10 protein-coding genes are annotated in these 12,939 nt (G+C 46.7%); 3 read left to right on the top strand and 7 right to left on the bottom strand.

Features of this window, described 5'->3' with window-relative positions:
• Positions 1–32: 32 nt before the first annotated feature.
• Complete coding sequence (locus SHEWMR4_RS00060; protein WP_011620846.1) at positions 33–605, bottom strand: DNA-3-methyladenine glycosylase I; 573 nt, start codon at positions 603–605, stop codon at positions 33–35.
• A gap of 118 nt (positions 606–723) precedes the next feature.
• On the opposite strand from SHEWMR4_RS00060, the gene glyQ reads away from it, so the two are divergent.
• Positions 724–1,629: a glycine--tRNA ligase subunit alpha gene (gene glyQ, locus SHEWMR4_RS00055; protein WP_011070431.1), complete on the top strand. Its 906-nt coding sequence runs from the start codon at positions 724–726 to the stop codon at positions 1,627–1,629.
• A gap of 9 nt (positions 1,630–1,638) precedes the next feature.
• A complete protein-coding gene (gene glyS, locus SHEWMR4_RS00050) occupies positions 1,639–3,705 on the top strand; it encodes a glycine--tRNA ligase subunit beta (RefSeq protein ID WP_011620845.1) in 2,067 nt (688 codons plus the stop codon).
• A 63-nt stretch (positions 3,706–3,768) separates the two neighbouring features.
• Here glyS and SHEWMR4_RS00045 read toward each other — a convergent pair whose 3' ends face one another.
• Both SHEWMR4_RS00045 and SHEWMR4_RS00040 read right to left on the bottom strand, forming a co-directional pair.
• Complete coding sequence (locus tag SHEWMR4_RS00045; RefSeq protein WP_011620844.1) at positions 3,769–4,812, bottom strand: HDOD domain-containing protein; 1,044 nt, start codon at positions 4,810–4,812, stop codon at positions 3,769–3,771.
• A 155-nt stretch (positions 4,813–4,967) separates the two neighbouring features.
• Positions 4,968–5,816 carry a LysR family transcriptional regulator gene (locus tag SHEWMR4_RS00040; RefSeq protein WP_011620843.1) on the bottom strand — a complete coding sequence of 283 codons (849 nt, stop codon included), beginning with the start codon at positions 5,814–5,816 and terminating at the stop codon, positions 4,968–4,970.
• A gap of 126 nt (positions 5,817–5,942) precedes the next feature.
• Between SHEWMR4_RS00040 and SHEWMR4_RS00035 the strand changes: the two genes are divergently transcribed.
• On the top strand, positions 5,943–6,599 hold the full coding sequence (locus SHEWMR4_RS00035; protein WP_011620842.1) for a glutathione S-transferase family protein: 657 nt from the start codon (positions 5,943–5,945) through the stop codon (positions 6,597–6,599).
• Positions 6,600–6,679: 80 nt separating this feature from the next.
• Here SHEWMR4_RS00035 and gyrB read toward each other — a convergent pair whose 3' ends face one another.
• The 4 genes from gyrB to dnaA all read right to left on the bottom strand — a co-directional run bounded on the left by gyrB (position 6,680) and on the right by dnaA (position 12,861).
• Entirely contained in the window at positions 6,680–9,097 is a 2,418-nt protein-coding gene (gyrB, locus tag SHEWMR4_RS00030; protein ID WP_011620841.1) for a DNA topoisomerase (ATP-hydrolyzing) subunit B, read from the bottom strand.
• 16 nt (positions 9,098–9,113) lie between these two features.
• Positions 9,114–10,196 carry a DNA replication/repair protein RecF gene (gene recF / locus SHEWMR4_RS00025; RefSeq protein WP_011620840.1) on the bottom strand — a complete coding sequence of 361 codons (1,083 nt, stop codon included), beginning with the start codon at positions 10,194–10,196 and terminating at the stop codon, positions 9,114–9,116.
• Between the two features lie 161 nt (positions 10,197–10,357).
• Positions 10,358–11,458, bottom strand: a complete 1,101-nt coding sequence (dnaN, locus tag SHEWMR4_RS00020; protein ID WP_011620839.1) for a DNA polymerase III subunit beta — start codon at positions 11,456–11,458, stop codon at positions 10,358–10,360.
• A gap of 20 nt (positions 11,459–11,478) precedes the next feature.
• The gene (dnaA, locus tag SHEWMR4_RS00015) at positions 11,479–12,861 is read right to left on the bottom strand and encodes a chromosomal replication initiator protein DnaA (protein WP_011620838.1); all 1,383 of its coding nucleotides are present in this window, start codon (positions 12,859–12,861) and stop codon (positions 11,479–11,481) included.
• Positions 12,862–12,939 lie beyond the last annotated feature (78 nt).

Raw genomic sequence — 12,939 nt, 5'->3', positions numbered from 1 at the left:
TTGGATGTTAGCTCAATAAGATAAGTGACTTATTAGCCGCCACAGCAAGCATCATAGGCGATGCAATCAACTAGATGATCGTTCACCATTCCCACTGCCTGCATAAAAGCATAACAAATCGTTGGGCCAACAAAGTTAAAGCCGAGTTTTTTTAACGCCTTGGACATGGCCTCAGACTCAGGTGTCTGTGCTGGCACCTGCGACATAGAAGTAAACTGATTAACCAAAGGCTTACCACCAACAAAGCTCCACAGAAATTCAGCAAAATCTTTGCCATCCGCAGTGTAGGCTAAATAACCTTTTGCATTACGAATAATCGAATGGATCTTAAGGCGATTACGAACAATACCAGGATTGTTCATCAACTCCTCTACCTTAGCATCGTCGAAAGTTGCAATCACTGCGGGCTCAAAATCCGCAAAGGCTTGTTCGTAATTTTGTTGTTTCTTTAAGATAGTAATCCAAGACAACCCAGCTTGTTGCCCGTCTAAACAGAGCTTGGCAAATAACTCCTTCGAATCATAAACTGGGCGCCCCCACACCTTATCGTGGTACTCACGATACAAGGGATCATCGCTGACCCAATTACAGCGGATTTCTTCCATGGCCTCTCTACCTTAACGTTTTAACGAAGAAGGTAAAAAATAACCTACATAAGCAGAGATCTACAAGGTATAATCGAAACCATTTTCTATTAAAGCTGACGGCAGTAGACAAGTAGACATGACGACGAAACACGACGTAAAAACATTTCAGGGTTTCATTCTAACCCTACAGGAATATTGGGCGCAGCAAGGCTGTGCAATCGTTCAACCTTTAGATATGGAAGTCGGTGCGGGTACATTCCACCCACAAACTTTCCTACGCTCTCTAGGGCCTGAGCCAATGAGCAGTGCCTATGTGCAGCCATCGCGCCGCCCTACCGACGGCCGTTACGGTGAAAACCCAAACCGTCTGCAGCACTACTACCAATTCCAAGTCGTGTTAAAACCGTCACCGGATAATATCCAAGAACTCTATTTAGGTTCTCTGCAAGCTCTTGGTATTGATACACAAATCCATGATATCCGTTTTGTAGAAGACAACTGGGAATCACCAACGCTCGGCGCTTGGGGTCTGGGTTGGGAAGTCTGGTTAAACGGCATGGAAGTGACTCAGTTTACTTACTTCCAACAGGTCGGCGGCTTAGAGTGTAGCCCTGTCACGGGTGAGATCACCTACGGTTTAGAGCGTCTCGCCATGTATATCCAAGGTGTGGATAGCGTATACGACCTCGTATGGACCGATGGCCCAATGGGTCGCATCACCTACGGCGATGTGTTCCACCAAAACGAAGTTGAGCAATCGACCTATAACTTTGAGCACGCAGACGTAGACTTTATGTTTGCCCTGTTCGATCAATGCGAAAAGATGTGTCAGCACTTATTGTCGCTTGAAAAACCATTACCTCTGCCAGCCTATGAGCAAGTGATGAAAGCCTCGCATGCTTTCAACCTGCTCGATGCACGCCACGCCATTTCAGTGACTGAACGTCAGCGTTATATCCTGCGCGTTCGTACAATGGCTAAAGCCGTTGCTGAATCCTATTATCAGGCACGCGAAGCGCTTGGCTTCCCAATGTGTAAGTAGAGGTAACACATGAATTTTGAAAACTTACTCATCGAGTTAGGCACTGAAGAATTGCCGCCAAAGGCGCTGCGTAAACTGGCTGAGTCTTTCTTAGCGAACTTTACCGAAGAATTAACTAAAGCCGATTTAGCTTTTAAATCAGCTGTTTGGTACGCTGCGCCCCGCCGTCTAGCCATTAATGTGACTGAACTAGCGATTGCTCAAGCGGACAAAATCGTTGAAAAACGCGGCCCAGCTGTCAGCTCAGCCTTCGATGCCGAAGGTAAACCAACGAAAGCCGCTGAAGGTTGGGCACGTGGTAACGGTATTACCGTTGACCAAGCTGAGCGTTTAGTGACAGACAAAGGTGAATGGCTGGTTTATAACGCCAAAGTCGAAGGCGTTGAAACCAAGAGCTTAATCGCTGCTATGGCACAACGTGCTTTAGATAAGTTACCTATTCCTAAGCCAATGCGCTGGGGAAGCAGCAAGACACAATTCATTCGCCCTGTTCACACCGCCACTATGTTGTTAGGCAGTGAGTTAATCGAAGGTGAATTACTCGGCATTAAATCGGCACGCAATGTTCGTGGCCACCGCTTTATGGGGACAGGCTTCGAGCTTGACCATGCAGACAACTACCTGACACTGCTGAAAGAAAAAGGTAAAGTCATCGCCGATTACGAAAGCCGTAAAGCCTTAATCAAAGCCGATGCGGAAAAAGCGGCCGCTAAGATTGGTGGCACCGCCGATATCGAAGACGACCTGCTGGAAGAAGTCACCTCTTTAGTTGAATGGCCAGTCGTATTAACCGCAAGCTTTGAAGAGAAGTTCTTGAACGTGCCTTCAGAGGCCTTGGTTTATACGATGAAGGGCGATCAGAAATACTTCCCAGTATTCGATGAAGCCGGTAAGTTACTGCCAAACTTCATCTTTGTCGCGAACATCGAATCAAAAGATCCGGCGCAAATCATTGCGGGTAACGAGAAAGTGGTTCGTCCACGCTTGGCCGACGCCGAGTTCTTCTTCAATACCGACAAAAAACACACGCTGGAATCACGTTTACCAAGTCTTGAGACCGTCTTGTTCCAACAACAACTCGGTACCTTAAAAGACAAAGTCACTCGTATCTCTGCCCTAGCCGCCTTTATTGCCGAGCAAACTGGCGCTAACGCCGTTGATGCCGCCCGTGCTGGTTTATTGTCTAAAACAGACTTAATGACCAATATGGTGATGGAGTTTACCGATACTCAAGGCACTATGGGCATGCATTACGCCCGTCTAGACGGTGAAACTGAAGCCGTAGCCTTGGCGATGGAAGAGCAATACAAGCCAAAATTCTCTGGCGATACGGTTCCGACAGCAGCGGTATCTTGCGCAGTAGCTTTAGCGGATAAACTCGACACCTTAGTCGGTATCTTCGGTATTGGTCAGGCACCTAAGGGCGCTGCCGACCCATTCGCACTGCGCCGCGCCGCTATCGGTGTGCTACGCATTATCGTTGAGAACAAGTTGCCACTGGACTTAGTGACCCTAATTGCTAAGGCTCAAGAACTCCATGGCACTAACTTAAGCAACGCGAATGCAAGCGATGAAGTGCTTGAGTTCTTAATGGCGCGTTTCCGTGCTTGGTACCAAGATAAAGGTATCGATGTTGACGTGATCCTCGCCGTATTAGCACGTCGCCCAACTCGCCCAGCTGATTTTGATAGCCGTATCAATGCGGTATCACACTTCAGAAGCTTAGAAGCCTCTAGTGCTCTGGCAGCGGCGAATAAGCGTGTGTCTAACATTCTGGCGAAAGTGGAAGGCGAATTACCTACAGCAATTAATTCGGCTCTGTTAGCCGAAGCCGCAGAACAAGCATTAGCCGCTAAGCTTGCCGAACTGCAACCTCAACTCGCTCCACTGTTTGCAAATGCAGATTACCAACAGGCATTAACGCTGCTGTCGAGCTTACGTGAAAGTGTTGACCAGTTCTTCGAAGACGTGATGGTTATGGCGGATGACGAAGCATTGAAAAACAACCGTTTAGCACTGCTTAATAACCTACGTGAGCAGTTCTTACATGTTGCGGATATTTCTCTGCTTCAGTAAGTCGCACGTTAGAGTACCAATAAAAAACGCGCTTTTAGCGCGTTTTTTATTGGTTGCAATATATTAAAACTGCTGAAGTTTTTCGTGCAATGCTTCGAATTGAGCGGGCTCCAGTCCAACCAAGGCTAATAAGTTGCCCAGCATGTCGGCAGGTAATTTACTCGCTTGCTGCAGCATCGAAATCTCACTGATGATATTGGCGCGCCAAACCACTGCGGAAATCCCCTCATTTGGTCGAGTGTGGACATGGGCTAATTTATCCAACTCGGTTTCAAAGGTACTTGGCAATTGCCAATGCTTTGCCAACAAAGCACTTAACGTGAGTGATTTGGCTGTCATCACTTGTCGGAATAACCAAGAATTTGGCTGCTCTCCAGGTTCTGCTTGTACAAAGGCATCGAGTAGCATTTTAAAGATGGCGAGCTTACCCACATCATGCAGTAATCCTAATAGGAATGCGGTGTCTCTATCTTCTTCACTCAGTTCACTGGTTAAAAAGGCTACCTGCATCGAATGACGCCAAATCTCGGCACCAAAGCGTCGAAAATAAATGGGTTTAATATCTAGCATCTCTCGTACTAGGCAGCTCGTCACAAAGCGGCGTAACTGTTCACGGCCAAGTTGCACTAATGCCTGCTGCAAGCTTGTTACCTCTCGATCGCCACGCTTAAAGGCCGGAGAGTTACACAGTTTAAGCACTTCGACGCTCAGTAAGGGATCTTTCTCGATTAACGCCAACAAGTCCTTAGTATCAAACTGTGGCTCAGCTAATTTACGGTCTAATTCCAAAACCTTTGAGGGAAGCTTCAGCACTTTTTCGGCTATCACTTGTGGCGATGCTAAGGCGAGCTCTATTTCAGCCATGACGCGCCGTTCAAGGTTATTGGCAACGCCACCAGCATCTTTAGTTCTGGCCGGAAATAACAGGCTGTAAAACAGTGCCGCAAGGTCAATACTCACAGAAGTATCCTGCGGCTCTTCCGGCTGTTGCTTACCAGAGACAGCCGTTACAGGTTTGCTGAGATCGGTTTGACTAAAGCTTTTAGGCCGCTCAAGAATAGTCTGTTCACGAATATTAAAGATTTTATTAAATATGGACTTAATCAAAATATCCTAACCTATAAGAATGGTGGTTACCGAGCCAGCATAGATTATCAGTCCATTGTCTTTGATATGCGAGGCTATTCGTATAACGCGCCGTTTTAGTATATGCCCTCAAGCTTAAGGCTGCGTTAGATCATTAAATTGTTTCACGTGAAACCTTATTCCAAGTAGCTTTGATAGCCCCGCGCAATTTGCTTGGCCAACTCCGCATTTATGGGTGAGTAAGCTTTAGCGGAAATAACCAGTGCGACGGCGACCACAGGCAAGGGTGGAAGTGTTTCAGAATCAATAATATTCAGTGATGCCGATACACTGCATTCAGCCATGGCACTAATAGCCAAATCCTTAGCCACTATCGCTTTAAGAGCCGCAGCACTGCTGCTACAGGCCAACAACTGATAATGCCTATCTTGCTTCATCAATCCATCTAACGCCGCAATATGGAATTTACAATCCTTTTGGAAAAGCGCTATGGGTAACGGATCGGCATCACTCAAGTTCGAACCACTCGCGCTCACCCAAACGCCTTTCGAGGTTTGTAATAAGTAGCCTTCATCGGACTCGGGCAAACGAGTCACTATCGCCGCATCGAGTTGCCCGGTATCCAGCATGATCCGCAGCTTTTGGCTTGAGGCGCAAGTAATTTGAAGATCGAGTTGCTTAATGTGACCATGTAACAACGCCACTATCCGCGGTAACACGGATTCGGCATAGTCATCGGGACAACCTAAATGCAATTGCGTGCCGACTTGAGTCTGCTTAATGGTTGTGACAGTCTCATCGTGTAGTTGCAGTAATTGCTTAGCGTATAAGCCAAAACGTTGGCCTTCGGTAGATAAGACTAAGTTTCGCCCCTCTTTTACAAAGAGCGTTTTTCCCAGCTCTTGCTCTAAGCGCTTCATTTGCATACTGACGGCAGATTGAGTCTTATAGGTTTGCATTGCCGCGCGGGTAAAACTCCCGGTATCGACAAATGCCACAAAGCTGCGCAGCGCTTCTATATCCATCATGTTTCCTATCTGATGTCAGTCTATCTATTCATTTTGCTGATAGATAACATCAAATCTATTCGTTAGTCATGCAAAGTACAAGCGCCTATATTGATAAACACAACCCCAAACAGGAAGGTGAAAATGGAACTCTATATTGGCAATAAAAACTACTCTAGTTGGTCACTCCGCGCTTGGTTAATGGCTGCAAAATCAGGTATTCAGTTCGATGAAATCCTATTACAGCTCGATACCGATAGCTTTTATCAGCGGCTCAAATCCATTTCGCCTACCTTAAAAGTTCCAACTCTCATCGATGGAAATATTACGGTTTGGGATTCGCTGTCGATTTGCGAATATATCAACGATACTTATCTTTCAGGTTCTGCCTGGCCACAAGACCCGAAACAAAAAGCGAAGGCTCGCTCCTTCGCCTGTGAAATGCATTCAGGCTTTCATGCCCTGCGAAATGCCCTGCCGATGAATATCCGTGCCCATCGTTATGTCGAATTAAGCTCTGCCGTGTTGCAGGATATTGCCCGCATCGACAATATATGGTCACAGCAAATGGCAGAGTTTGCCACCACCCAAGGCACTTGGTTATTTGGCAAATGGTCGATAGCCGATATGATGTTTGCGCCGGTTGTGATGCGCTTCTTCACCTATGAGATTGAAGTCTCCCAAGCGAGTCGAGCCTATATGGAATTTATCGTGAGCCAGCCAGAAATGCAGGCCTGGATACAAGCCGCTAAAGCCGAAACTGAAATAGTGGACGCCGACGAGGCAGGTGTTGATAGATAGGTTGCAATAAAACAAAAAGGGAAAGCTAAGCTTTCCCTTTTTATCAATCACTAACGATATAGATGTTAAACGTCTGGATGTTAAACGTCTAAGTTAGCCACGTTCAGCGCGTTGGCTTCGATAAAGTCACGGCGTGGTTCCACTTGGTCGCCCATCAAACAAGTAAACAGCTGATCCGCACCAACGGCATCATCAATCGTCACTTGCAGCATGCGGCGAGATTCAGGATCCATCGTGGTTTCCCACAATTGCTCAGGGTTCATCTCACCCAATCCTTTATAGCGTTGGATATAGAGGCCACGTTTGGCTTCGCCGATGGTCCAATCTAACGCTTCAATGAAGCTACCCACTTCCTTCACACGGTCGCCACGCTGTACATAACCACCGACTTCAATCAGGCCTTCGAGCGCCGCACCTAACTTACCAATGCGTTGGTAATCAGTTGATTGGAAGAAATCGTAGCTGAACAGGTAGTGTGTATCGATACCGTGTTTACGGATAGTGATCTTCGGCAGATACACTTTACGCTCAGGATCGAGTACAGGCTCACCAGAATACAACACACCGCTGTTTTCTAATTCCACCAGCTCATGGATAAAGGCGTCGATCCATTCCTTCATCTTGCCTTCATCCGCCAACATCTCGTTGTTGATCATTGGATGATAAAGCATGCGGTTGGTGATCTGCGTTGGGTAACGTTGCTCTAAACGAGCAACAATCGCTTCCACTTCACGATACTGAGTCACTAAACGCTCTAATGGTTCACCCGACATACCTGGCGCACCTTGAGATGGGTAAATGCTAGTACCATCTAACGCTTGAGTGGTCAGATACTGAGTCAGTGCTGCTTCGTCTTTGAGATATTGTTCTTGCTTACCTTTCTTCACTTTGAATAAAGGCGGCTGAGCAATATACACATAACCACGTTCAATCAGTTCAGGCATTTGGCGGAAGAAGAAGGTCAACAGCAAGGTACGAATGTGCGAGCCGTCGACGTCGGCATCCGTCATGATGATGATGTTGTGGTAACGCGTCTTATCCGGGTTGTATTCGTCGCGACCAATACCACAGCCAAGTGCGGTAATTAGCGTTGCAACCTCTTGAGAAGAAAGCATTTTATCGAAACGCGCTTTCTCAACGTTTAAGATTTTACCTTTCAGTGGCAGAATCGCTTGGTTCTTACGGTTACGTCCCTGCTTAGCGCTACCGCCAGCAGAGTCCCCTTCCACTATGTAGATTTCTGAAAGACCAGGGTCTTTCTCTTGGCAATCCGCCAGCTTACCTGGCAAACCACCTAAATCGAGTGCGCCTTTACGACGGGTCATTTCACGGGCTTTACGCGCCGCTTCACGGGCACGGGCCGCATCGACAATCTTACCGACGATTAACTTAGCATCGGCAGGGTTTTCCAGCAGATAGTCGTTTAGCTTTTCACCCATGGTTTGTTCAACCGCGGCTTTCACTTCGCTAGAGACTAACTTGTCTTTAGTTTGCGAGCTGAACTTAGGATCAGGCACTTTAACTGAAATCACGGCCGTTAAACCTTCGCGGGCGTCATCGCCTGTCGCGTTAGTTTTGCCTTTCTTGTTATAACCTTCGTTTTCCATGTAGTTGTTGAGGTTACGTGTCAACGCACTACGGAAACCCGCTAGGTGAGTACCACCATCACGCTGTGGAATGTTGTTGGTAAAACAGAAAATGCTTTCTTGGTAACCATCGTTCCACTGCATCGCCACTTCAACGGTAATGCCATCTTCACGCTCTTGCATAAAGTGGAATACGTCTTTGTTTACTGGCGTTTTATTACGGTTTAGGTAATCAACGAATGCGCTGATACCGCCTTCGTATTTAAAGAATTCATTCTTATTGTCACGCTCGTCGACTAAGCGGATACCCACGCCTGAGTTGAGGAATGACAGTTCGCGCACGCGCTTTGCCAGAATCTCGAAGTGGAACTCAACATCGCTGAAGGTTTCTTCACTTGGCCAGAAACGGATTTCGGTACCGGTTTTAGTCGCATCGCCGATCACTTTGATTGGCTCGTCAGGTACACCGTGGGTATAAAACTGCTCGTGGACTTTTCCTTCGCGGCGAATGGTTAACTGCAGCTTTTTAGACAGCGCGTTAACTACCGATACACCCACGCCGTGCAGACCACCTGACACTTTATAAGAGTTATCGTCGAACTTACCGCCCGCGTGCAGTACCGTCATGATCACCTCGGCGGCAGACACGCCTTCTTCCGGGTGAATCGCCACAGGAATACCACGGCCGTCGTCGCGAACGGAGACCGAACCATCCACATGGATAGTAATAGTGATATCAGTACAATGGCCGGCTAAGGCTTCATCGATAGAGTTATCGACTACTTCGAACACCATATGATGTAGACCCGTACCGTCGTCGGTGTCACCAATATACATCCCAGGTCTCTTACGTACTGCATCAAGGCCCTTTAGGACCTTAATACTCGAAGAATCGTAACTATTCTCTGACATATTATTCTCTCAATGGTTATTCAATTACCGTTACACGTCCCTGTTCCACATGGAACATCCTACTGGGAGGCGTGTGTAACGAATCGACTATTGCTGCAGGCTCAATGGCAGTGACAAACACTTGCGCACCTGTGTCCACTAGCTGCTTAAGCAATAGCTGCCTATGCTGTGCATCCAACTCGGATGGAAGATCATCCACAAGATAAATACTGTGTTTATCTATTTGTTGTTTGAGCAACTTTCCCTGTGCAATACGCAGTGCACAGACTAATAATTTCAATTGACCACGGGACAGGGCATCCTGCGCCGGTAAACTACCTACACGAAGTCTGAGGTCAGCTTTATGGGGACCGCTGACGGTATGACCCGTAGCCAAATCTCTGGGATATTGGGATTCGAGAAGTTGTGCAAAATCCGTTTTGCTATCCCAGCCGCGGGTAAATGAAACCTTAACATCTACCTGCGGTAAAAACTCCCCGATTATACCCTTAAGTAGCTCATTTAACGAGTCTACATAACGGTTTCGTATTTCTGTGACCTGCTCGGTATAACGGACAAACTCCCGATCCCAATATTGGATTTGATCATAGGAAGAGTTATTTCTAAGCAATTGATTTCGTTGCTTTAGCACCCGTCTTACATTCACCCATGCCGCATAAAACTGTGGATCAGAATGAAAGGCGCCCCAATCGATAAACTGTCGACGGGATTTAGGTCCTTCAAACAGGAGCGAAAAGCTTTCCGGCGTGATCACTTGGATAGGTAAAGTTTCGGCTAAGGTCGATAGCCGTTTCACCTTTTCCCCGTCGATTTTGACTTCGGTTTCGCCACTCCGGAAACGTCGCAAGCCGATTTTACTGTCGCCACGGGGCAAATTTAAGGTCGCAAACAGGGTTAACTTATCCTGTTCGTTATTGATCACCCGTTGGGATAAATGACTGCGAAACGAACGCCCCATTCCGAGAAAGTAAATAGCCTCGAGTATGCTGGTTTTGCCACTGCCATTTTGGCCATAAATAAGATTGATCCCAGAACTAGGGCTCAGTTGCGCCAATTGAATATTGCGAAAAGAATCAATATTAAGACGGATAAGACTCATGCGTTACTCATCAAACCGCATCGACGGCTTAGGCCAAGACTCAGAACAGTCATCATACCGCAATTCACATCCATCCGAGTAAATAAGGCAACAAAGGATAAGGCTTGAAGACATATACGCCGCTAAAAAGCGGCGTATGGCACAAAGTAGGCAATGGAATACTATAAGCGCATCGGCATAACCACATACATGGAATCTTCTTCCAGGTGGTTTTCCAATAAAGCACTCGAGTTACCATCGATTAAGGTGATACGTACATCATCGGACTTAAGGTTGTTTAGCACATCCAATAAGTAACTGACGTTGAAACCAATTTCGAGTGGCTGATTGTTGTAATCCACATCGATGATTTCTTCCGCTTCTTCCTGCTCTGGGTTATTGGCGGTGATTTTCAGTAATCCCGCTTCTAACTGAATGCGTACACCGCGAAACTTCTCATTCGATAAAATAGAAGCACGGGTTAAGGCTTGCTTGAAGTGGTTACGGCTGGCGATAACGATTTTATCACCGCCCTTAGGTAACACACGGCGATAATCGGGGAAACGACCATCGACTAATTTGCTGGTAAAGACTGTGGTGCTGGTGGTCGCACGAATAGCATTATCACCAATGGCAATAGCGATATCTAAATCATCGGCTTCCAACAAACGCGCCATTTCCATCACGCCTTTACGGGGCACGATCACTTGTTTTTCAGGTAATTGCGCATCTATGGTTCTGTGACTTAAGGCTAAGCGATGACCGTCGGTAGCAATGGCGCGCAGCACATTCCCTTCGGTTTCGAGCAATAAACCATTCAGATAGTAACGAACGTCTTGGTTCGCCATCGAAAACTGAGTCGCATCAATCAGTGACTTCAGCACGCCTTGCTTAAGGGTAAATTCGATTTCCGCCTGAAAGGCTTCCACATTGGGGTATTCTTCAGCGGGCAGGGTTGCCAGCGAGAAACGGCTACGGCCAGAGCGTAACAACCATTTGTTATCTTGTTGCTCGACCTTAAGCTCGCTTTGCTCGGGTAAGGATTTAACTATGTCTAACAGCTTCTTAGCTGGAACTGTAGTACGACCTTCTTCGATATCACCATGAATGACCGCCTGGCCCACTAACTCAACTTCGAGGTCAGTACCTGTCATTTTGAGTGAGTGACCACTAACTTCTACAAGGAGATTTGCCAAAATAGGCAAGTTATGGCGTCTTTCTACCGCACCACAAACCAATTGAAGCGGCTTTAATAGGGCGTCCCTATCAATTGAAAATTTCATAGTGTCCAAATTCCTTGATTTTAAGAAGATAAGGTTCTAATCAAGTTAGCATAATCTTCTTTAATGTCGTGACTCTCTTCCCGTAGCTGAGCAATCTTACGACAGGCATGTAACACTGTGGTGTGATCTCGACCACCAAAGGCATCACCAATTTCCGGCAAGCTCTGGTTAGTTAATTCTTTGGATAACGCCATGGCCACTTGTCTAGGGCGCGCAACACTGCGCGAACGACGCTTAGACAACATATCAGCCATCTTGATTTTGTAGTATTCAGCTACGGTTTTCTGAATGTTGTCTATAGTGACTAATTTTTCCTGCAGTGCCAAGAGGTCACGCAGGGCTTCACGCACAAAATCAATCGTTATTGGGCGGCCAGTAAAGTTAGCGTTGGCGATCACGCGGTTTAACGCCCCTTCTAACTCGCGAACGTTTGAACGTAAGCGCTTAGCAATAAAGAAGGCGACTTCGTCGGGGAGATTGATACCACTCTCCTGGGCTTTACGCATCAAAATCGCCACACGGGTTTCGAGCTCTGGCGGCTCAATCGCAACCGTTAAGCCCCAACCGAAACGAGATTTTAATCTGTCCTCTACCCCGTCGATCTCTTTAGGATAACGATCCGATGTCAGGATGATCTGATGATTACCTTCAAGCAACGCGTTAAAGGTATGGAAAAATTCTTCCTGCGATCTGTCTTTATTGGCAAAGAATTGAATATCGTCGATAAACAGCGCATCGACACTACGGTAGTAACGTTTGAATTCTTCGATCGCATTGTTTTGTAGCGCTTTGACCATGTCTTGCACAAAACGCTCGGAATGCATGTAAACCACCTTGGCATTAGGATTATTTTTAATGATGCCATTACCCACAGCATGTAATAAGTGGGTCTTACCTAAACCCGTACCGCCATAAAGGAACAGTGGGTTATAGGCACCACCTGGATTTTCAGCCACTTGTAGTGCGGCCGCTTTGCCAAGTTGGTTAGACTTACCCTCGACGAAGTTATCGAATTGGTAAGTGGGATTGATATTGCTGCGATGATTGGTATTGGCAACAGGCTCAGTAGTATTAAATGAAGTCCCTACTGAGGCTTTGGTTTGGGGATTAGGCACACGCACAGCCGCAACAGGTGCTGGCTCAGGCTTTTTCGCTGACGGACGGCTACCGATATCGAAGCGTAACTTAGGTGCATCATTACCCATTTGCTCAGTAAAAAACTGATTAATGATGTTGATGTATTTATCCCTAACCCAATCGAGCACGAAGCGGTTAGGCGCATAAAGCACCAAAGTATCTCCATCCATTTCGGCTTGTAACGGTCTGATCCACATACTGAACTGCTGAGCAGAAAGCTCGTCTTGCAGTCTTCCGATACATTGTTGCCAAAGTGAAACCGCCACTAAGTTATCCCCAAAAGATCATCAAAAAGAGGTGTATTCTATAGCGAGATCTCAATGATCGCTATCCTTAAAAAATAA

This window comes from Shewanella sp. MR-4 (assembly GCF_000014685.1).
Lineage (GTDB): Bacteria > Pseudomonadota > Gammaproteobacteria > Enterobacterales > Shewanellaceae > Shewanella.
Note: the sequence above shows the minus strand (reverse complement) of the source record. Positions and strands in the feature narration are given on the sequence as shown.